This window comes from Catenuloplanes nepalensis (assembly GCF_030811575.1).
Taxonomy (GTDB): Bacteria; Actinomycetota; Actinomycetes; order Mycobacteriales; family Micromonosporaceae; genus Catenuloplanes; species Catenuloplanes nepalensis.
In genome coordinates, this window is record NZ_JAUSRA010000001.1 from 8,683,982 (window position 1) to 8,704,678 (window position 20,697).

Annotated in this window: 17 protein-coding genes; 12 read left to right on the forward strand and 5 right to left on the reverse strand. The window is 72.3% G+C overall.

Annotation, left to right across the window (positions count from 1 at the left end):
* Positions 1-50 precede the first annotated feature (50 nt).
* Entirely contained in the window at positions 51-1,535 is a 1,485-nt protein-coding gene (locus J2S43_RS37700; RefSeq protein WP_306837417.1) for a sensor domain-containing diguanylate cyclase, read from the reverse strand.
* Between the two features lie 140 nt (positions 1,536-1,675).
* Between J2S43_RS37700 and J2S43_RS37705 the strand changes: the two genes are divergently transcribed.
* Positions 1,676-2,065, forward strand: coding sequence for a tetratricopeptide repeat protein (locus J2S43_RS37705; protein ID WP_306837418.1), 390 nt, complete (start codon positions 1,676-1,678; stop codon positions 2,063-2,065).
* Positions 2,066-2,127: 62 nt separating this feature from the next.
* On the opposite strand, the gene J2S43_RS37710 is transcribed toward J2S43_RS37705, so the two are convergent.
* On the reverse strand, positions 2,128-3,054 hold the full coding sequence (locus J2S43_RS37710) for a DMT family transporter (RefSeq protein WP_306837421.1): 927 nt from the start codon (positions 3,052-3,054) through the stop codon (positions 2,128-2,130).
* Here J2S43_RS37710 and J2S43_RS37715 point away from each other — a divergent pair.
* From J2S43_RS37715 to J2S43_RS37745, 7 genes are all read left to right on the forward strand, one after another.
* Entirely contained in the window at positions 3,053-4,462 is a 1,410-nt protein-coding gene (locus J2S43_RS37715) for an aminotransferase-like domain-containing protein (protein WP_306837423.1), read from the forward strand. The genes J2S43_RS37710 and J2S43_RS37715 overlap by 2 nt on opposite strands.
* 71 nt (positions 4,463-4,533) lie before the next feature.
* Positions 4,534-7,047 (forward strand): glycoside hydrolase family 9 protein, encoded by a 2,514-nt coding sequence (locus J2S43_RS37720; protein WP_306837425.1) that lies wholly within the window; start codon positions 4,534-4,536, stop codon positions 7,045-7,047.
* Between the two features lie 84 nt (positions 7,048-7,131).
* Positions 7,132-7,464, forward strand: coding sequence for a hypothetical protein (locus J2S43_RS37725; protein ID WP_306837427.1), 333 nt, complete (start codon positions 7,132-7,134; stop codon positions 7,462-7,464).
* 109 nt (positions 7,465-7,573) lie between these two features.
* A complete protein-coding gene (locus tag J2S43_RS37730; protein ID WP_306837429.1) occupies positions 7,574-8,785 on the forward strand; it encodes a PP2C family protein-serine/threonine phosphatase in 1,212 nt (403 codons plus the stop codon).
* Positions 8,785-10,395: a sensor histidine kinase gene (locus J2S43_RS37735; RefSeq protein ID WP_306837431.1), complete on the forward strand. Its 1,611-nt coding sequence runs from the start codon at positions 8,785-8,787 to the stop codon at positions 10,393-10,395. The genes J2S43_RS37730 and J2S43_RS37735 overlap by 1 nt, the downstream gene beginning before the upstream one ends.
* Entirely contained in the window at positions 10,392-10,844 is a 453-nt protein-coding gene (locus J2S43_RS37740) for a response regulator (protein WP_306837432.1), read from the forward strand. Before J2S43_RS37735 ends, J2S43_RS37740 begins: the two co-directional genes overlap by 4 nt.
* Positions 10,845-10,849: 5 nt before the next feature.
* Positions 10,850-11,656 (forward strand): inositol monophosphatase family protein, encoded by an 807-nt coding sequence (locus J2S43_RS37745; RefSeq protein ID WP_306839725.1) that lies wholly within the window; start codon positions 10,850-10,852, stop codon positions 11,654-11,656.
* A 105-nt stretch (positions 11,657-11,761) separates the two neighbouring features.
* Here J2S43_RS37745 and J2S43_RS37750 read toward each other — a convergent pair whose 3' ends face one another.
* Entirely contained in the window at positions 11,762-12,124 is a 363-nt protein-coding gene (locus J2S43_RS37750; protein ID WP_306837433.1) for a VOC family protein, read from the reverse strand.
* Positions 12,125-12,408: 284 nt separating this feature from the next.
* On the opposite strand from J2S43_RS37750, the gene J2S43_RS37755 reads away from it, so the two are divergent.
* Both J2S43_RS37755 and J2S43_RS37760 read left to right on the forward strand, forming a co-directional pair.
* Positions 12,409-13,437, forward strand: a complete 1,029-nt coding sequence (locus J2S43_RS37755) for a VldE C-terminal domain-containing protein (protein ID WP_370881818.1) — start codon at positions 12,409-12,411, stop codon at positions 13,435-13,437.
* Positions 13,438-13,457: 20 nt separating this feature from the next.
* Positions 13,458-14,978, forward strand: a complete 1,521-nt coding sequence (locus J2S43_RS37760; protein WP_306837437.1) for a fused MFS/spermidine synthase — start codon at positions 13,458-13,460, stop codon at positions 14,976-14,978.
* Positions 14,979-15,342: 364 nt separating this feature from the next.
* Here J2S43_RS37760 and J2S43_RS37765 read toward each other — a convergent pair whose 3' ends face one another.
* Together J2S43_RS37765 and J2S43_RS37770 are read right to left on the reverse strand one after the other, a co-directional pair.
* Positions 15,343-16,017, reverse strand: coding sequence for a potassium channel family protein (locus tag J2S43_RS37765; protein WP_306837439.1), 675 nt, complete (start codon positions 16,015-16,017; stop codon positions 15,343-15,345).
* Positions 16,010-17,344, reverse strand: coding sequence for a TrkH family potassium uptake protein (locus tag J2S43_RS37770; protein WP_306837440.1), 1,335 nt, complete (start codon positions 17,342-17,344; stop codon positions 16,010-16,012). The genes J2S43_RS37765 and J2S43_RS37770 overlap by 8 nt, the downstream gene beginning before the upstream one ends.
* A 106-nt stretch (positions 17,345-17,450) precedes the next feature.
* Between J2S43_RS37770 and J2S43_RS37775 the strand changes: the two genes are divergently transcribed.
* Entirely contained in the window at positions 17,451-18,557 is a 1,107-nt protein-coding gene (locus J2S43_RS37775; RefSeq protein ID WP_306837443.1) for a glycerophosphodiester phosphodiesterase, read from the forward strand.
* Between the two features lie 51 nt (positions 18,558-18,608).
* Positions 18,609-20,696 (forward strand): RecQ family ATP-dependent DNA helicase, encoded by a 2,088-nt coding sequence (locus tag J2S43_RS37780; RefSeq protein WP_306837445.1) that lies wholly within the window; start codon positions 18,609-18,611, stop codon positions 20,694-20,696.
* The last annotated feature ends 1 nt before the right edge of the window (position 20,697 follow it).

Consider the following 20,697-nt stretch of genomic DNA (forward strand, 5'->3'; position numbering starts at 1 on the left):
CGTGATCCGGGCGTCCCCCATGTCGCCAGAACGGCATGGGGGCGCCTGGATCACGGAGTGGGAGCGGTGAAGGCGATGTGGGCGGGGTCGGCGCGGGCGGCCGGGAGCGCGTCGGCCGCCTGACCGATCAGCTCCTCCGGGGTGATCTGCACCGGCTGGCGGTCGTCCAGCATGGAGATGCCGACCGCCGGGTGCAGCAGCATGGTCTGGCCGCCCGCGGCGAGCGGCTGCCGGGCCGCGGTGACCAGGCGTTTCGCCAGCCGTTCCACGTTCGCCTCGTCTCCGACGCTCTCCGCGACCACCACGAACTCGTCCGCCCCGGTCCGGGCGATCACGTCGCCGCGGCGCAGCGACGCGGCGAGCCTGCCGGCCAGCACCTTCACGAGTTGCCCGGCCACATCCGCCGGCAGGCCCTTGAGCAGCGTGTTCAGGTCGCCGAGCTGGATCACGAGCGCGGCCGCGAGTCCGGCGCCGCCGGCCCAGGAGATCAGCACGCGTTCCAGGTGGTCGCGGAGGAACCGGGCGTTCGGCAGCCCGGTGACCGCGTCGTGCAGTGCGGTCCGCTCGCGCGGCCCGCGGTCGCCGAGGTCGTGGTCGATCGCGATGACGCCGATGATCCGGCCCTGCCGGTCGGCGAGGCCGGTGAGCGTGCGGGTGACCGCGACCGTCTCACCGTCCGCGCGGCGCTGGGTCAGGTCCAGCGTCACGGATCCGGCCCCGGTCAGCGAGTCCAGCAGCTCCGCGTAGGCGCGCTCGGCCGGCCTGCGCCGCCCTGTCTCCGGGTCGATCACGTGCGTGTCGAGCAGCGTGAGCACGTCGCAGCCGAGCGCCTCGATCGCGCTGTAGCCGTAGACGCGCTCGGCCGCCGCGTTCCAGCCGATCACCTTGCCCTCGTTGTCCCAGGCCACCACCACGTCGGAGAGCTGGTCGAACGCGGTGGCCTGGCGGCGTAGCTCCTCCACCGCGGCGGCGGAGCCGGTCAGCAGCGACGCGGTGTTCACGGTCGATGCCGCGGTCTCCGCGATGGCCTGGAGGAAGGCGAACTCGTCGTCGGTGTACGCCGGGCGTCCCGCGTCCCGCGTCGCGATCAGCACGCCGCACGGCCAGGCCCCGTCGCCGAGCGGCAGCACGGCCACGCTGCTCACGCCGCACACCGCCAGCCAGGGGGCGAGCTGCGGGTCGAACTCCGCGATGTGCCGGCCCATCTCGTCCTGGTTGAGCACGGCCGCGGCGCCGGAGTCCAGCACCGCGTCCACCACGGCGTCGCCGCGTCCGCGCAGCACGCTGGCCGCGCCCTCGCGCAGCAGCATCGCGGAGATCGCGTCGCGGTGGCCGGCACCCACCCGTACCAGCGAGGAGTTGTCCAGGGAGTAGAGCCAGAGCGTGGCGCCGTCGCCGACGTGGGTGGCGACCGTGCGCGCGACCAGGTCGCCGAAGCGGCGCTCGTCGATCACGGCGTCGTTGACCGCGCGGGCGATCGCAACGATCGCGCGCAGGCGTCTCGTCTCGGCAGAGGGCGTCGCGGGCAGACCCAAGGGAGCCCTCCTCCGTGGTCGAGAGTCGCTTCTCGCCCATCGGCCGGGGTACGGGGTGACCTGAGTGTTAACGAGGAACAGTCGCCGTTCGCGCGTTGTTGTGGAAGCGTTGACATGACACCCGGTTGGAGGAGGCGGCTGTGGATCTTCTGGCTGAGTACCGGCGGGCGACGATGTACTTCGAGACGGGCGACCCCCTCGGGGCCGCCCGTCTGCTGGAGCCGATCGTGGAGGCCGAGCCGCACAACGCTTCGGTGCGGCAGCTCCTGGCCCGTTCCTATTTCATGTCCGCCCAGCTCAAGGGCGCCGAGAAGCAGTTGCGGGCGCTGATCGAGCTCGACCCGACCGACCACTACGCACACCATGTGCTGGGGCGCACGCTGGAGCGCGGCGGCCGGCTGGCCGAGGCGCTGCCGTTCCTGCGGCTGGCGCTGGCCATGCACCAGCAGCCGGAGTACGAGGACGCGCTGCGCCGCGTCGAGGGCCTGGTCAACATTCACGAGCGAGCCGACCGGCGCGCGGCCGGCTGAGCCCCCTGCCCCGTGATCCAGGCGTCGTTCATGTCGTTCCAGCGACATGAACGACGCCTGGATCACTGAGTGAGGCCCATCGCGAGAGGGCGGGCGGTGCGGGTGCGCTGGGTCAGCAGGACGCAGAGCAGCACGAGCGCGGCCGTGGCCATGGTCAGGCCGTTCACCTCCTCGCCGAGCAGCAGCGCGGACCAGCCGAGCGTGAGCACCGGCTGGATCAGCTGCACCTGGCCGACCCGGGCGACACCGCCCGCGGCCAGGCCGGCGTACCAGGCGAAGAAGCCGAGAAACATCGAGACCACGGTGACGTAGCCGAGGCCGAACCAGGCGGAGCCGGACGGCGTGCCCACCGGGTGCAGCGCCAGCGAGACGCCGGCGACCGGGATCGTGACCGGCAGCGAGAGCACCAGTGCCCAGCAGATCGTGCGGGCGCCGCCGAGCTCGCGGGCCAGCGCGCCGCCCTCGGCGTATCCGAGCGCGACCAGCAGCACCGCGCCGATCAGCAGCAGGTCGGCCGTGTGCAGCCCGCCGCCGATGCCACCGCCGGCGATCAGGAAGCCGAGCACCGCGACCAGGCCGGCCAGGCTCGCACCCCAGAACGCGGCCGGTGGCCGCTCGCCGCCGCGCAGCACCGCGAAGACCGCGGTCATCGCCGGGAGCACCGCGATCACCACGGCGCCGTGCGCGGAGGTGGAGGTGAGCAGCGCGAGCGTGGTGCAGATCGGGAAGCCGAAGACCACGCCGAGCGCGACCACCGCGAGCCGGGGCCAATGGTTCGCGGCCGGCCGGGGAGCGCGAGCCGCGAGCAGGTAGACGATCGCGAGCAGCCCGGCGCCGGCGGCCCGGCCCACGCCGACCAGCCACGGGTCGAAGCCGTCGAGCGCGAGCGTGGTGGCCGGCAGCGAGAAGCTGAAACAGGCCACGCCGAGGAGCCCGAGCCCGACACCCGTTATCGGACCGCGCGCGATACCGTTACTGTGGTCTCTCATGAAGGACGATAACGCAGCGGCCGGCGTTATCCAAGATCTTCGGCAGCGTGTGGCCGCCGCGCCGCCCGGCGCCCGACTGCCCCCGGTACGCGAGCTGATCGCCCGGCACCGCGTCTCGCCGCTCACCGTGCAGGCCGCGATCCGGCGCCTCGCCTCGGAAGGACTGGTCGAGTCGCGTCCCGGCAGCGGCACGTTCGTGCTCGCCGCACCGGCCGGACCGGTCGGCGACGATCTCGGCTGGCAGGCGGTCGCGCTCGGCGAGCGCCCCGGTGGCGAGGACGCGATGCAGGAATTGTTATCGCTTCCACGACCCGGTGCGATACCGCTTTCCGGTGGCTACCTGGACGCCGAGCTGGCGCCGACCGCCGCGCTCGGCGCCGCGCTGGCCCGCGCCGCCCGGCGCCCGGCGTCCTGGGACCGAGGGCCGGTGGAGGGGCGCGCCGACCTGCGCGCCTGGTTCGCCCGCCAGACCGGGTCCGCGCTGCGCGCCGAGGACATGAGCATCTGCCCGGGCGGCCAGTCCGCGCTGGCCACCGCGTTCCGCGCGCTCGCGGGGCCGGGCGACGTGGTGCTGGTCGACGCGCCGACCTACCTCGGCGCGATCGCGGCCGCCCGTGCGGCCGGGCTGCGCGTGGTGCCGGTGCCGTCGGACGCGCAGGGAGTGCGCCCGGAACTGCTGGAGGCCGCGTTCGCCCGGACCGGCGCGCGGCTCTACTACTGCCAGCCGCTCTACGCGAATCCGCACGGCGCCACGCTCGGGCCGCGCCGGCGCGCGGACGTGCTGGCCGCGGTGCGCCGGGCCGGTGCCTTCCTGATCGAGGACGACTACGCCCGTGACCTGGTCATCGACGGCGATCCACCTCCCCCGCTCGCGGCGGCGGACCCCGGCGGGCACGTGGTCTACCTGCGCTCGCTGACCAAGGCGGCCGCGGCCGGGCTGCGGGTGGCCACGATCGGCGCGCGGGGTGCGGCCGGCGCGCGGCTGCGCGCGGTGCGGGTGCTGGACGACTTCTTCGTGGCCGGCCCGCTGCAGGAGGCCGCGCTGGACTTCGTCACGTCGCCGGCCTGGGCCCGGCACCGGCGCACGCTGCGGCTGCACCTGCGGCAGCGGCGGGACGCGCTGGTCGCGGCGCTGCACCGGGAGCTGCCGGTGGAGGCGCGCACGCTCGCCGTACCCGCGGGGGGTCTGCATCTGTGGTGGCGGCTGCCGGACGGTGTGGACGACACGGCGCTGGCGGCCGAGGCGCTGGCCCGTGACGTGGTCGTCTCGCCCGGCCGGCCCTGGTTCGCGGCCGAGCCGGACGGACCGCACCTACGGCTCACGTTCGCGCTGGCGGCACCGGCGCAACTGGCGGAGGGGGCGTCCCGGCTCGCGGCGGCTCTGCGCGCCATGACATCGATCCATTGACATGCGCGAAACAAGTTGTCACGATGCCTGACATGTGGGAGCGCTCCCAATATCAGAAGGAGTGACAACGCGTGAATAGATCGAGAAGCACCCTGGGCGGCGCGCTCGTCGCCGCGATCGTGTTCAGCCCGAGCGCGGCACGGGCGGCCGAGCCGGAGCAGATCGTCAACGGCACTTTCGACAACGGGCTCACCGCACCCTGGTGGACCACCGCGAACCTGACACCGGCCGTCGTGGACGGGCGGCTCTGCGTGGACGTGCCGGGCGGCACCGTCAACCCGTGGGACGCGATCATCGGGCAGGACGACATTCCGCTGGTGGCCGGCGAGACCTACGCGTTCTCGTTCTTCGGCATCGCCACGCCCGCCACGCCGGTCCGTGCGCTGATCCAGCTGCCGGTCGACCCGTGGACGCAGTATCTCGCGCAGGTGCCGGTGGTGAACGTCTCCGGCGACACCTACACGTACACGTTCACCGCCCCGGTCGACCTGCCGAACGCGCAGGTCGCGTTCCAGATCGGCGGCAGCGCGGACCCGTGGCGGCTCTGCCTGGACGACGTGTCACTGACCGGCGGCGCCGAGGAGGAGCCGTACGAGCCGGAGACCGGGCCGCGCGTCAAGGTCAACCAGGTCGGCTACCTGCCGTCCGGACCGAAGAACGCCACGCTGGTCACGGACGCGACCGACCCGGTGGAGTGGTCACTGCGCACCGCCGACGGCCTCGAAGAAGCGAGCGGGCGGACCGTGCCGCGCGGCGAGGACGGCAGCTCCGGGCTGACCGTGCACAGCATCGACTTCGGCGCGGCCCAGGCCACCGGCACGGGATTCACGCTGACCGCGGACGGCGAGACCAGCCACCCGTTCGACATCGTGGCCGACCTCTACGGCACGCTCGCCACGGACGCGCTGAAGTTCTACTACACCCAGCGCAGCGGCATCGAGATCTCCGACGAGCTGCGCCCCGGCTACGGCCGCCCGGCCGGCCACGTGCAGGTCGCGCCGAACAGGGGCGACATCGAGGTGCCGTGCCAGCCCGGCGTCTGCGACTACACGCTGGACGTCTCCGGTGGCTGGTACGACGCCGGCGACCACGGCAAGTACGTGGTGAACGGCGGCATCTCCGTGCACCAACTGCTGAGCGAGTTCGAACGCGCCCCGGCGCTGCACCGCGACGGCGCGCTGGCCATCCCGGAGAGCGGCAACGGCGTGCCGGATCTGCTCGACGAGGCCCGCTGGGAACAGGACTTCCTGCTCAGCATGCAGGTCCCGGCCGGTGAGGAACGGGCCGGCATGGCACACCACAAGATCCACGACGCGGCCTGGACCGGGCTGCCGCTGCTGCCGCACCTGGACCCGCAGCCGCGCGAGCTGCACGCGCCGTCCACCGCGGCCACGCTCAACCTCGCGGCCACGGCGGCGCAGGCGGCCCGGGTGTTCGCCGGATACGACGACGCCTTCGCGGCCCGCAACCTGGCCGCGGCCCGCACCGCGTGGGCGGCCGCGCTCGCCAACCCGGCGATCTACGCGCCCGCGTCCGACGGGATCGGCGGTGGGGCGTACAGCGACGACAACGTCACGGACGAGTTCTACTGGGCCGCGGCCGAGCTGTACATCACCACCGGCGAGCCGGCGTTCCGGGACTATCTGCTGAACTCGCCGCTGCACACCGCGGACATCTGGGACGAGCGCGGCTTCAGCTGGGGCAGCGTGGCGCAGCTCGGCCGCCTCGACCTGGCCGCGGTGCCGAACGCGCTGCCGGACCGGGACCGGGTCCGCGCGTCCGTGCTGGCCGGTGCGGAGAGGTACCTGGCGATCCAGGCCGGGTCCGCGTTCGGGCTGACCTACGACCCGGCGAACCACCGCTTCGACTGGGGCTCGAACAGCAGCGTGCTGAACAACGCGATCGTGCTGGCCGTGGCGTACGACCTGAGCGGTGACGTGCGGTTCCGGGACGGCGCGCTGCAGGGCTTCGACTACGTGCTCGGCCGCAACGCGCTCGGCCAGTCCTACGTGACCGGCTACGGCGAGCAGGACTCGGAGAACCAGCACAGCCGCTGGTACGCCCGCCAGCTGAACCCGGACCTGCCGAACCCGCCGCCGGGCACGCTCGCCGGTGGGCCGAACTCGGACATCCAGGACCCGGTGGCGCAGCGGCTGCTCACCGGCTGCGCGGCTCAGTTCTGCTACATCGACGACATCGAGAGCTGGGCCACGAACGAACTGACCATCAACTGGAACGCGCCGCTGGCCTGGATGGCCGCGTTCGCCGGCTCGACCCAGAGCTGCGACGTCACGTACCGCAACCACGGCACCTGGCCGGGCGGCTTCACCGCGCAGGTCTCCGTGAAGAACACCGGCCGCACCGCGATCGACGGCTGGCGGCTCGGCTGGGACCTCCCGGCCGGATCGTCCGTCGCCCGGTCGTGGAGCGCGCAGGTCACCCAGAAGGGGACGAGCGTCACCGCCGCGGCGTACCCGTGGAACGCGGTGATCAAGCCGGGTGCGACCGTGACCTTCGGGCTCACCGGTGACGGCGCGGCCACGGCGCCCGGCCACTTCCGGCTGAACGGCACCGTCTGCGGGTGAAGGACGCGTCCCGGGAGCGGTATGCCGACCGCTCCCGGGACGCCCCGCTGGGGAACGCGGGGGCCGGTGCCCTAGCGTGGACGCATGTCGCGCATCCCCGACCTCGCGGCCGCGCTCGAGCGATTCCTCGAACGGGTCGAGCCGTACGACACCGCGCCCGGCCACGACCCGGTCGCCACGGTGCAGGTGGCGGGGCTGCGGGCCGATCTGACCGCGTACACCGCGCGGGCGCTCGCCGCCGCGCTGGACGCCTACACCGATCCCGGTGACCGCGGTCGATGCCCCTCCTGCGGCTCACGCCGCCTCGACGCATCGCTGACCTGCTACGACTGCGGCACGGTGGGTGGCATCTTCGGTGCGACGCTCGCGGCGCGCGCCGAGCACATCCGATCCTGGGGAGCGACGCCCCCGTCATGAGCCGTACAGACGTGTTGTGCGTCCGCGCGGTTTGGGCCACGATCAGCGATGCTTCTCCCGCCCAACACCCGGAACGAGTAGCGGTGACCCAAAACAGTGAGGTCGGGGCATGAGTGTCCCGCCCGCGACGCGGGGACTGCCCCGCGACGGCGCCCCGCCCGCTGTGGCCGGGCGCCTTCACGTGCTCCTCATCGAGGACGACGAGGGCGACGCGTTCCTGGTCGGTGAGCTGCTCGCCGAGGCGAACGCGGCCGTCGAGCTCCAGGTGGCGCGCAGCCTCACCGAGGCGCAGGCGCACATCTCCGGCGTCGACTGCATCCTGCTCGACCTGGGCCTGCCGGACGCGCAGGGCCTGGACGGGCTCCGCCGCGTGCTGACCATGGCCGGCCGGGCCGCGGTCTGCGTGCTCACCGGCCGGCAGGACGAGCACCTCGGCGTCGACGCGGTCGCCGAGGGCGCACAGGACTACCTGGTCAAAGGCCAGGTCGACGGCGTGCTGCTGACCCGGGCGCTGCGTTACGCGGTCGAGCGCAAGCGCGCCGACGAGAACGCGCTCCGGCTGCGCGAGGCCGAACTGCGTCAGGCCGAGTCCGCCCGTCTGGAGCGCGGCCTGCTGCCCCAGCCGCTGCTGCGCGACATCAAGCAGGCGGCCGTGCACATGTTCTACCGGCCGGGCCGCAGCCGGGGCCTGATCGGCGGCGACTTCTACGACGTGGTGCAGACCGCGGAGGGGCACCTCCAGCTGATCGTCGGCGACGTCTGCGGGCACGGCGTGGACGAGGCCGCGCTCGGCGTCGAGCTCCGGGTGGCCTGGCGCGCGCTGGTCGTGGCCGGTGTGCCGGACGACGAGATCCTGCCCGCGCTGGAGCAGGTGCTGATCAGCGAGCGCCGGCTGCCGGAGATCTTCACCACGGTCGCCGCGATCAAGCTGGACCTGGACGCGAACCGGGCCACGGTCCGCCTGGCCGGGCACCCGCAGCCGCTGCTGCTCGCCGGCGGCGACGTGAAGCCGATCCCGGCGCCCAACGGTCTGCTGCTCGGCGTCAGCCCGCGCCCGGTCCGGTCGTTCGACATCGAGTTCCCGTCCGAGGACTGGTCGATCCTGATGTACACGGACGGCCTGATCGAGGGCCACATCGGCCAGGGCACCGAGCGGCTGGACGTCTCCGGCCTGTGCCGGCTGCTCGCGGAGCCGCCGGCCACCGACATCCCGCTCGCCGAGCTGCCGCCGTGGCTGGTCGGACGCGCGGAGGAGTTGAACGGCGGCGCGCTCGCCGACGACGTCGCCATGCTGTTGATCTCGCGGGGGAGGGGTCGCTGATGGCGACCGGTAAGGGCTGGACGCTGCGGACGCGGGCGATCGCGCTGACGGTCGTGGTGGCGGTGATCCTCGGTGCGCTCGCCGCGATCGCCGCGATCACGGCGGCCGAGAACCGTGAGGGGCTGCGGGTCATCCTGGAGAAGACCGGGCCCATGCGGGTCGCCGGTCAGAGCCTGCAGAGCGCGCTGCTCGACCAGGAGACCGCGGTCCGCGGCTTCGTGCTGACCTCGGACGACGAGGACCTCAAGCCGTACCAGGAGGGTCTCGATGACGAACAGCGACTGATCGGGGAGATCAGGGGGCTGCTCGGCGACAGCGCCGAGGACGCCGCCGTGCGCCAGCAGCTGGAGGCCGTCGACGCCGGCTCGCAGGCGTGGCGGGCCACGATCGCGGAGCCGGTGATCGCCGCGGTCCGCGCCGGCGACGGCGCCCAGGCGCAGCAGATCATCGACCAGGGCAGCCGGCAGCGGTTCGACGTGCTCCGTGCCGACCTGGACAAGCTCCAGGAGGACATCTTCACGCTGCGGAACGTCTTCGCCGAGAGGACGCAGTCCACCGCGAACCTGCTGATCTTCCTGCTGGTCCTGGCGGCCGCGGTGATCATCGTGGCCGGCGCGGCGCTGCTGGTCCTGCTGGAGCGGTTCGTGATCAAACCGGTCACCGACCTCGCGGCCGAGGCCCGGCTGGTCGCGGCCGGCGACTACCAGCACAAGATCTCCGGCTCCGGTGTGCCCGAGCTGGCCGCGCTCGCCGCGGACATCGACGGCATGCGCCGGAAGATCGCCGCCGACCTGGCCGAGGTGATCGCCGCGCGCGCCGCGATCGAGGCCACCAACAAGCAGCTGGAGGAGCAGCACGAGGAGCTGACCCGGTCCAACCGCGACCTGGAGCAGTTCGCCTACGTCGCCTCGCACGACCTGCAGGAGCCGCTGCGCAAGGTGGCCAGCTTCTGCCAGCTGCTGCAGCGGCGCTACGGCGGAAAGCTCGACGAGCGCGCCGACCAGTACATCTACTTCGCGGTCGACGGCGCCCAGCGGATGCAGCGCCTGATCAACGACCTGCTGGCGTTCTCCCGGATCGGCCGGATCACGGCCGGCTTCACCGAGGTCGACCTGGACAAGGTGATGGACGAGGTCAGCGGCCAGCTCGACGCGGCCCGCGAGTACGCGGACGGCGAGATCGTCTACACCGACCTGCCCACCATCCGGGGCGAGGAGCCGCTGCTCACCAACCTGCTGGCCAACCTGGTCAACAACGCGCTGAAGTTCCGCAAGCCGGAGCTGCCGCCACGCGTCGAGATCCGGGCCCGCCAGGTCGGCGACCAGTGGGAGATCAGCTGCGAGGACAACGGCATCGGCATCGAGGCCGAGTTCGCGGACAAGGTCTTCGTGATCTTTCAGCGGCTGCACGCGAAGGACGCCTACCCCGGTACCGGAATCGGACTGGCCATCGCCAAGAAGATCGTCGAGTACCATGGTGGCCGGATTTGGATCGATTCGGACTACACCGGTGGCACCGCGATCAGGTTCACGCTCCCGGTGATCGCCTCCGAGGCGGCCGAACTGCCCTCCGACCAGGGCACCCCGCAGCTCCAGGAGGAGAACGCATGACCGCTCCGGCCGACGGCAAGAGCCCGATCGAGGTGCTGCTCGTCGAGGACGATCCCGGCGACGTGCTCATGACGCAGGAGGCGTTCGACGAGCACAAGCTGCGCAATCGGCTGACGGTCGTGTCCGACGGCGCGGAGGCGCTGGCCTACCTCCGCCAGGAGGGTAAGCACGAGAACGCGGTGCTGCCCGACCTGATCCTGCTCGACCTCAACCTGCCCCGGCGAGACGGCCGCGAGGTGCTGCAGGAGATCAAGCGGGACGAGAAGCTGCGCCGCATCCCGGTCGTCGTGCTCACCACGTCGCAGGCCGACGAGGACATCCTGCGCAGCTACCAGCTGCACGCGAACGCATACGTGACGAAGCCGGTCGACTTCGACCGCTTCATCGCGGTGGTCCGGCAGATCGACGAGTTCTTCGTCAGCGTCGTGAAGCTGCCGCCGCGGCCTTGAGCGAGCTGATCGAGCAGGTCGGCGACCTCGTCCGCGAGGCCGCCCAGACCGTCGTGCTTCCGCTCTTCACGAAGCTCGACCCGTCCGACGTCCACGAGAAGGCACCCGGCGACCTGGTCACCATCGCCGACCAGCGCTCCGAGAAGCTGCTCACCGAGGGCCTGCTGCGCATCCTGCCCGGCTCCACCGTGGTCGGCGAGGAGAGCGTGGCCGAGGACCCGGGCCTGCTGCGCCGCATCTGCGAGACCGGCCCGGTCTGGCTGGTCGACCCGGTCGACGGCACCGGCAACTTCGCGTGCGGGAAGACGCCGTTCGCGGTGATGGCCGCGCTCATCCAGGACGGCGACCTCTGCGCCGGCTGGATCCTCGACGTCACCCGCGACCGGATGGCCGTCGCGGAGCGTGGCTCCGGCGCCTGGGTCGACGGCACCCGGGTCACCACGCGCGCCGATCCGGTGCCGGCGACGGAGCTGCGCGGCGCCGTGATGCTGAAGTACCTGCCGGACGAGATGGCCGCGGAGATCGAGATGCGCGCCGGCAACGTCGCCGCGATCCTGCCCAGCCAGCACTGCGCGGGCGCGGAATATCCCGACGTGGTCAGCGGCGTCCAGGACTTCGTGCTGTTCTGGAAGACGCTGCCCTGGGACCACGCGCCGGGCGTGCTCTTCACCCGCGAGGCCGGCGGCGTCGCACGCCGTCTCGACGGCACGGAGTTCCAGGTCACGGACCCGAAGAAGGGCCTGCTGGTCGCGGCGAACGACGACATCTGGGCGGACGTCCGCTCGGCCCTCCTGGGCAACTTCAAGATCTAGATCATTTTCCCGCTTCCCGGGTGGCTGAGTTCCAAGTGCTCCCGCGGGCACCGGTCGGCCGTGGCCGGCCTTCCTGCCAGTTCGGTGGGTGGCTGAGCGAACCCCTCAGAGGCGGGACAGGATGACCAGCGGGTTCCCGTCCGGGTCGGTGGCGCGGGCCAGCCGCTCGCCCCAGGGCTGGTCGGCGGGTTCCTCGGTGATCGTGATGCCGTGTGCGCGCAGGTGGGCGACGGCCGCGTCGCAATCGTCGGCGTAGACGCACAGGTCGATGTGGCGCCGGGCAGGCGGTGCGACGTCGGTTGCGGCGAGGCCGAACTCGGAGCCGGTGCCGAGCGTGAGGCCGACGTAGGCGGGCGTGCCCTCGTCCGGGAACCGGTAGGTCTGCCGGGCGCCGAGCAGGTCGCGGTAAAAGTGGATCATATCGGGCATGCGGGTGGTGCTGAGAATCGGGTAGAGCTCTCGGAACATGCTGTCCCCCGTACGCGCTGTATGGGCTCTGACCTGGGAAAGTCTAGATAAGCTGGCGCGATTCCGGTCTACAGAGGAGGCGAACGCGCGCCATGAGGTGGATTCTTCCGGTCATAGGGACGGCGCTCGTCCTCCTCGGCGGCCTGCCACCGGTGCGGGCACAGGCGGCCGGCGCGGTGACGGTTCCGGCGATGGCGGCAGTCCCGGCGGGCGTGGTGGCGCCGTCGGCCGGCGTGTCGGCATCCGCCTCGGCCGGCTCCACGGCGCCGTCGCCGGTCGGTGGCGTGGCGGCGGTGTCCCCGGCCGGCGCGGTGTCCCCGGCCGGCGCGGTGTCCCCGGCCGGCGCGGTGTCCCCGGCCGGTGCGGCGGCCCCGGTGCCGGTGGTGCGGGAGCCGGATCGCGGGGACGACGAGGGCGGCACCCGGACGCTGCGGACCGCGCTGGAGGAGGCCGCGAAGGCGCACATCGACTCGCAGGCGCGGCTGGATGCGTCGAAGAAGCGGCAGGCCGCGCTGGCGCTGCGGCTGAAGCGGGCCGAGGCCGGCATCGTGGCGCTGACCGCGCGGGTCGGCGTGGTCGCGGACGAGGCGTACCGGCGCGGGCGGATCTCCGGCCCGATGCTGCTGCTCGCGGCCCGCGACCGGCTGGAGTTCCTGGAGCGGACCACCGGTCTGGAGACGATCGCGGTGCTGGACGACGCCCGGCTGCGTGACCTGCGGGCCGCCCGCGCGGAGGCCCGCCGGGCCCGCACCGCGATCGACGACGAGGTGCGCGAGCAGGCCCGGCAGGTCGAGATCCAGGCCAAGCGGCGCACGGAAGCGGAGCGTGCGCTGGCCGCGGCCGGTGGTGGCGGCCCGGGCGGCTTCATCGACGCGGACTCGCCGGCCGCGGAGCCGGCGCCCCGGAACGCGGGCGGCGGGTGGCCGGACGAGTCGTGCACGGTCGCGGACCCGACCACCCGCGGCTGCGTCACACCGCGCACGCTGCACGCGATGCGGCAGGCGCGGACGGACGGGTTCCGGCGGTTCGTCTCCTGCTACCGCCCGGGTGGCGGCGGCGAGCATCCGCGCGGCCGGGCCTGCGACTTCGCGGCCGCGCGGGACGGCTTCGAGGACGTGAACGCGCGCGGCGGCGACCGGGAGTACGGCGACCGGCTGGCCGTCTACCTGGTGAACAACGCGGAGGTGCTCGGCGTGCTCTACGTGATCTGGTACAGGCAGATCTGGATGCCCGGCAACGGCTGGCGCTCGTACAGCGGGCGCGGATCGCCGGCCGCGACGCACACGAACCACGTGCACGTGTCGCTCTACTGAGGCCCGTGTTTACTTGCCGGGTGGACGACGAATCTGAAGCCGTGGAAGACCGGCCGAAAGCCCTGCCGAACGCCCTCGCCGCCACGCTGGTCTTCGCGTCCAGCGGCGCGGTGCTGGTGCTGGAGATCGTCGCCCAGCGGCTGATCGGGCCGTACGTCGGGCTTACGCTGCAGACCACCAGCTCGGTGATCGGGATGGCGCTGGCCGCCATCGCGTACGGCGCGTGGGCCGGCGGCTGGCTGGCCGACCGCCGGGACCCGCGCACGATGCTCGCCCCGGCGCTGATCCTGGCCGGCATCGCGACCGCGCTCACGTTCCCGCTGATCCGCTACGCCGGTGAGTTCCTGCGCGGCAACGCGGCCGGCGGCGTGCTGCTGCTGACCGCGCTGGCCGTGGTGGTCCCGGCCGCGCTGCTCTCCGCGATCTCGCCGATGGTGGTGAAGCTGCAGCTGTCCGACCTGCGCCGGACCGGTCAGGTGGTGGGCCGGCTCTCCGGCCTGGGCACGCTCGGCGGTATCACGGCGACGCTCGGCACCGGGTTCGTGCTGGTGGCGGCCCTGCCCAGCCGGGTGATCATGTTCAGCCTGGCGGTGCTGCTCGGCGTGGGCGGCCTGGTGCTCGGCTGGTACCTGCGCCGGCTGGACGCGGCCGGCACACCGAAGGCGCGGGTCGTGGCCGCGGTGCTCGGGCTGGTCGGTGCCGGCCTGACCGCGATCGCGCCGACGCCGTGCGACGTGGAGACGGAGTACAGCTGCGCCTCCGTGGTCGCGGACCAGAACCGGCCGGGCGGCCGCACGCTGGTGCTGAACGCCGGCGACCACTCCTACGTGGACCTGAACGACCCGAGGCACCTGGAGTTCGAGTACGTGCAGTGGATCGCGGCCGTCTCCGACGTGACCGCGCCGGCCGGCGCACCGGTGACCGCGCTGCACGTCGGCGGCGGCGGGTTCACGCTGCCGCAGTATCTCGCCGCGGCCCGGCCGGGCAGCTCGCAGACCGTGCTGGAGCTGGACGGCGAGCTGGTCGAACTGGACCGGGCCGAGCTGGGCCTGGAGACCGGGCCGGACCTGCGGGTGGTGGTCGGCGACGCGCGGGTGTCGCTGGCCGAGGCGCCGGCCGGTGCGGCGGACTTCGTGGTCGGCGACGCGTTCGGCGACCTGGTGGTGCCGTGGCACCTGTCGACGCGGGAGATGGCGGTGCAGGTCCGCGACGCGATGAAGGCCGGCGGGGTGTACGCGCAGAACGTCATCGACTACCCGCCGCTGCACTTCATCCGTGCGGAGACCGCGACCGTGCAGGACGTGTTCCCGCACGTGGCGCTGATCGGCCCGCCGTCCGGGCTGGCCGGTGAGGAGGGCGCGAACTTCGTGATCGTGGCGTCGGACGCGCCACTGCCGCTGGACGGGATTCGGGCGCGGATGGCGCAGACCGTGCCCGGGCCGGTGACGATGCTGGACGGTGCGGAGTTGGCCGCGTTCGTCGACGACGCCCGGGTGCTGACCGACGACTACGCGCCGGTCGATCAACTGCTTTCCCGGTAGGTCGCGCCGGTCGAGGCCGGGCCACAGATGTCATGATATTTCGGGCGCGGAGCGCCCGAGGTCTGAATTGGTTCTGCAGACCACCGCGAAACGTGCAGGAAGGAGCGCCAGCGACGACCGGTGCCCGCGGGAGCATGCCCGAAGCAACCACGCCGGAAGCGGGAAGAAAGGTTTCAGGCCTTTGATTCGCGGCGTCTTTGTCGTGGATTTCCGGGCACCCAATGCCCGGCTGCGGAACGTGCCCAGTGGTGAACGCGCCTGGTCGCGAACTGGCCTGGTCGCGAAACGGGCCTGCGGAAGATGTCTGGCGGCGGAACGTGCCCCGGTCGCGAAACGTGCCTCGTGGCCGGTTCGCCGAGCGCGATCAGGTCGTCGCGGCGAACGCCTGGACCTGCTTCGGGGTGCCGGCCACGATCAGTTTGCTGCCGGCCGGCACCAGGGTCGAGGCCTCGGCGAAGATGAAACTGCCGTCCGGCGGCCGGACCGCGATCACCGTGATGCCGTGGTGCCGGCGCAGGCCGATGTCGGCGAGCGAGCGTCCCGCGGTCTCCTGCGGGGCGCGCACCTTCGCGATCGCGAAGCCCTCGTCGAACTCGATGAAGTCGATCATTTTGCTGGTGATCAGGTGCGCGACGCGGTCGCCCATGACCGCCTCGGGATAGATCACGTGGTTCGCGCCGACCGAGGACAGGATCTTGCCGTGCTTCGCGGAGATCGCCTTGGCCCAGATCTCGGTGATGCCGATCTCGGTCAGCGCCAGCACGGTGAGCACGCTGGCCTCGATGTCGGTGCCGATGCCGACGACCGCGCGCTGGAACTCGTGCACGCCGAGCTGGCGCAGCGCGTCGTTGTCGGTGGAGTCGGCCTGTGCCACGTGGGTGAGCCGGTCCGACCACTGCTGGACGATCTTGCCGTCCTCGTCGATGCCGAGCACCTCGTGGCCGAGCCGCAGCAGCGAGTCGGCGACCTGCCCGCCGAACCGGCCGAGCCCGATCACCACCACGTTGTCGTCGAGGTTGGTCCTGCCGTTGCTAGCCAACGATGGGTCTCTCTTCGGGATAGCGGTAGAGCCGCTGGCGGCTGTTCAGGGCGATCGCGGAGCCGACGGCGATGGTGCCGACCCGCCCCACGTACATCAGGATGACGAGCACGACCTGCCCGCTCTCCGGCAGGGTCGGCGTGATGCCGGTGGAGAGGCCGACCGTGGCGAACGCGGACGTCGCCTCGAATATCGCACGGTCCAGTGTGATGTCCCGGTCGATGAAGAGCAGCGCGAGCGTGCCGCAGCCGACCAGCGCGACGCCGAGCAGCGCCACGGTCATCGCCTGCCGCTGCGTGGTCTCCGCGATCCGGCGGCGGCCGATCACCACGTCCGGCTCACCGCGGATCTCCGCCAGGATCACGAACCCGAGCAGGAAGAACGTGGTCAGCTTGATGCCGCCGGAGGTGGAGCCGCTGCCGCCGCCGATGAACATCAGCGCGGTGCTGATCGTCAGCGTCTCCTGATTCATCGCGCCGAAGTCGACGCTGTTGAAGCCGCCGGACCGGGTCATCACGTCCTGGGTGAACGCGGCCAGGACCTTGTCGCCCCAGTTGAGCGGCCCGAACGTGCCCGCGTTGTTCCACTCGAACGCGAGCACCAGGATGAATCCGGTGACGGCCAGCACCAGCGAGCCCCACACCGTGAGCCGGGTGTGCGTGGACCAGCTGTGCGGCTTCCGCCACCGGCGGGCCAGCTCGAAGATGACCGGGAAACCGATGCTGCCGAGCATCACGCCGAACACCAGCGGCAGGCAGATCCACGGGTCGCCGACGAACCGCATCAGGCTGTCCGGGTAGAGCGCGAACCCGCCATTGTTGAACGCCTGGATCGAGTGGAAGACGCCCTCCCACATCGCCCGGCCGAACGAGTAGTCGTAGCCGAGCCAGAACCGCAGCCCGACCGCGACCGCGATCACCGCCTCGCAGACGAACGAGACTGCCACGATCCGCAGCACCATCCGGCGGATGTCCGCGGTCTCCAGCGTGCGGCTCTCGGTCTGCGCCATCAGGCGGCCGCGCAGTCCGAGCCGCTGCGAGATGAGCACGCCGAGCAGCGTGGCCATCACCATGATGCCGAGACCGCCGATCTGGGTCAGCACGGTCATCATGCCAAGGCCGAACGGCGACCAGTAGGTGCCGGTGTCGACCACGGCCAGGCCGGTCACGCAGACCGCGGAGGTGGCGGTGAACAGTGCCGTGACGAACGGCGCGAAGCCCGGCTCGGCGCGCGAGACGGGCAGCATCATGAGTGCCGTCCCGAGCACGACCAGAGCCAGGAACGCCACGGGCACGATGCGGGCGGGATGCTGAAGGTGACGACGCATGGCGTGGGTCTGTCTATCACCCGGGTGCAATCCGGGCCACCTGACACTCTCGCGCGGTTCATCCAACCGTTACAAGCACTTCGCCCGGTATCGATTGGATGACGGAATGCGACGTCGTGCAGTGACCACTTCCCTGGGGCTGGCGGGCATCGCGCTCGCCGCCTCCCCCTCTTCCCCGGCCTCCGCAGCCTCCCCGTCCTCGCGCGGAGAACCGCTGGTGATCGCGCACCGCGGCGCGAGCGGCTACCGCCCGGAGCACACGCTGGAGGCCTATCGGCTGGCGATCCGGATGGGCGCCGACTTCATCGAGCCGGACCTGGTGTCGACGCGCGACGGCGTGCTGGTCGCGCGGCACGAGAACGAGATCTCCGGGACGACGGACGTGGCCGCGCACCCCGAGTTCGCTTCGCGAAGGACCACCAAGACCATCGACGGTACGGCCGTGAGCGGCTGGTTCACCGAGGACTTCACGCTGGCTGAGCTGCGGACGCTGCGCGCGAAGGAGCGGCTGCCGCTGGTCCGGGTGACCAACACGGCGTTCGACGGGCGGTTCCAGATCCCGACGTTCCAGGAGGTCATCGACCTGGCGAAGGCGGAGTCGCGGCGGCGTGGCCGGACGATCGGGGTGTACCCGGAGACGAAGCACCCGACCTACTTCCAGTCGATCGGGCTGGCGCTGGAGGAGCCGCTGGTGCGGACGCTGCGCGCGGCCGGCTGGCGGTCGGCGAAGGACCCGGTGATCATCCAGTCGTTCGAGACGGCGAACCTGCGCCGGCTCCGGCGGCTCACGGACGTGCGGCTGGCACAGCTGATGGACGCGGCGGGACGGCCGTACGACTTCGTCGCGGCCGGCGACGCGCGGACCTACGCGGATCTGGCGACCTTCGACGGTCTCAAGTGGGTCAGTGGGTACGCGAACGGTGTCGGGGCGAACAAGAACCTGATCGTGCCCCGGGACGCGTCCGGGAAGCTGCTGGCACCGACGTCCCTGGTGCGGGACGCACACCGGCTCGGGATGGTCGTGCACGCCTGGACGTTCCGGGCGGAGAACCAGTTCCTGCCGGTGGACTTCCGGATCGGCGCGGACCCGAACGCGCGCGGCGACATCACCGCGGAGTACGAGCTGTTCTACTCGCTCGGGCTGGACGGGGTCTTCGCCGACCACCCGGACACCGCGGTGGCGGCGCGCGCCGGTCTTCCACAGGCGGATTAGTTATCCACAGGCTGCCCCTTCGGTGTCGGTCCCCGGTGGTAGACAGGTCGGGTGACTGAGGTGCGGGAGCGGGCGGAAGCGGTCCTTCGGCGGCTGGCGGGCGAGCACGCCCGCCTCCGCGAGGACCAGTGGCGGGCGATCGAGGCGCTGGTCGTCGCGTTCCAGCGGGTGCTCTGCGTCCAGCGCACCGGCTGGGGGAAGTCCGCGGTCTACTTCGTGGCGACCGCGCTGCTCCGCGAGCTGGGTGCCGGCCCCACCGTGATCGTCTCGCCGCTGCTGGCGCTGATGCGCAACCAGGTCGAGGCCGCGGCCCGGGCCGGCATCACCGCCCGCACCATCAACTCGGCGAACCTGGAGGAGTGGGGGCAGATCACGGCGGAGGTCGCGTCCGGCGCGGTCGACGTGCTGCTGATCAGTCCCGAGCGGCTCAACAACCCGGACTTCCGCGACAACGTGCTGCCCGAGCTCGCGGCCACCACCGGCCTGCTGGTGGTGGACGAGGCGCACTGCGTCTCCGACTGGGGGCACGATTTCCGGCCGGACTACCGGCGGCTGCGCACGTTCCTGGCCGGGCTGCCCGAGCACACGCCCGTGCTCGCCACCACCGCCACCGCCAACGCGCGCGTCACCGCGGATGTGGCCGAGCAGCTCGGCGGCGGCGCGCTGGTGCTGCGCGGCTCGCTCGACCGTGAGTCGCTGCGGCTGGCCGTGCACCGGCTGCCGTCCGCCGCGCACCGGCTCGCCTGGCTCGCCGACCACCTGGACGCGCTGCCCGGCTCCGGCATCGTCTACACGCTGACCGTGGCGGCCGCGACCGAGGCCACCGAGTTCCTCCGCTCACGCGGGTTCGCCGTCGCGTCCTACTCCGGCCAGACCGAGGACGCGGAGCGCCGCGCCGCCGAGCAGGACCTGCTGGACAACAAGATCAAGGCGCTGATCGCGACGTCCGCGCTCGGCATGGGCTTCGACAAGCCCGACCTCGGCTTCGTGGTGCACCTCGGCGCGCCCCCGTCCCCCATCGCCTACTACCAGCAGGTCGGCCGCGCCGGCCGCGGCGTCGACCACGCCGAGGTGCTGCTGCTGCCCGGCCCGGAGGACGCGGCCATCTGGCGTTACTTCGCCTCGATGGCGTTCCCGCCGGAGGAGCAGGTGCACACCGTGCTGACCGCGCTCTCCGACCGGCCGATCTCGGTCCCCGCGCTGGAGCCGCGCGTCGACCTGCGCCGCAGCCGGCTCGAACTGATGCTGAAGGTGCTGGATGTGGACGGTGCGGTCCGCCGGGTCAAGGGCGGCTGGATCAGCACCGGCGAGCCGTGGACCTACGATGCCCCCCGCCTGCGCCGCGTCGCGGACGCCCGCGAGGCCGAGCAGCGCGCCATGCGGGAATACGGTTCGATGACCACCGGCTGCCGCATGCTGTTCCTTCGCGAGCGCCTCGACGACGCCGAGGCCGCCGCGTGCGGCCGCTGCGACCTGTGCGCAGGCCCGGTCCTGCCCGCCGACGTCTCCGCGCAGGCGCTCGCCGCCGCCAAGGCGTTCCTCGGCCGCCCCGGCCTCGACCTGCCGCCGAAGGCGATGTGGCCCACCGGCATGGAGTCGGTCGGCGTCGCACTCAAGGGCCGCATCCCCGCGGCCGAGCAGGCCGCCCCCGGCCGTGCCGTCGGCCGGCTCTCCGACCTGGGCTGGGGCGATCGCCTCCGCTCCCTGCTCGCCGACGGTGCACCGGACACCGCGCTCCCCGACGACCTGCTCGGCGCCGTGGTCGAGGTGCTCAAGGACTGGTCGCACGGTCCCGAGCAGTGGGAGGCCCGCCCGGTCGGCATCGTCCCGGTCCTGTCCCGCCGCCGCCCGGTCCTCACCCGCAGCCTCGCGGACCGGATCGCCACGGTCGGCCGGCTGCCGGTGCTCGGCACGATCACGCGCCGCGACGACGACGGGTTCGAGCCGTCCCGTACCAACAGCGCCCAGCGGGTCCGGCTGCTGCACGACGCGTTCGTGCTGGACGGGGCGGTGTCCGGCCCGGTGCTGCTGGTCGACGACCTCGTCGACTCCGGGTGGACGATGACGCTCGCGGCCCGCCTGCTGCGCCGGTCGGGTGCGTCCGCGGTGCTGCCGCTCGCGCTGGCCGTGGCGGGCTGAG

What these genes read in the sequence shown, in the direction of transcription:
- J2S43_RS37770 (WP_306837440.1), bottom strand. Translation starts at nt 17,344, where the DNA reads ATGCGTCGTCACCTTCAGCATCCCGCCCGCATCGTGCCCGTGGCGTTC.
- J2S43_RS37725 (WP_306837427.1), top strand. Translation starts at nt 7,132, where the DNA reads ATGTCGCGCATCCCCGACCTCGCGGCCGCGCTCGAGCGATTCCTCGAA.
- J2S43_RS37710 (WP_306837421.1), bottom strand. Translation starts at nt 3,054, where the DNA reads ATGAGAGACCACAGTAACGGTATCGCGCGCGGTCCGATAACGGGTGTC.
- J2S43_RS37715 (WP_306837423.1), top strand. Translation starts at nt 3,053, where the DNA reads ATGAAGGACGATAACGCAGCGGCCGGCGTTATCCAAGATCTTCGGCAG.
- J2S43_RS37735 (WP_306837431.1), top strand. Translation starts at nt 8,785, where the DNA reads ATGGCGACCGGTAAGGGCTGGACGCTGCGGACGCGGGCGATCGCGCTG.
- J2S43_RS37730 (WP_306837429.1), top strand. Translation starts at nt 7,574, where the DNA reads ATGAGTGTCCCGCCCGCGACGCGGGGACTGCCCCGCGACGGCGCCCCG.
- J2S43_RS37740 (WP_306837432.1), top strand. Translation starts at nt 10,392, where the DNA reads ATGACCGCTCCGGCCGACGGCAAGAGCCCGATCGAGGTGCTGCTCGTC.
- J2S43_RS37750 (WP_306837433.1), bottom strand. Translation starts at nt 12,124, where the DNA reads ATGTTCCGAGAGCTCTACCCGATTCTCAGCACCACCCGCATGCCCGAT.
- J2S43_RS37775 (WP_306837443.1), top strand. Translation starts at nt 17,451, where the DNA reads ATGCGACGTCGTGCAGTGACCACTTCCCTGGGGCTGGCGGGCATCGCG.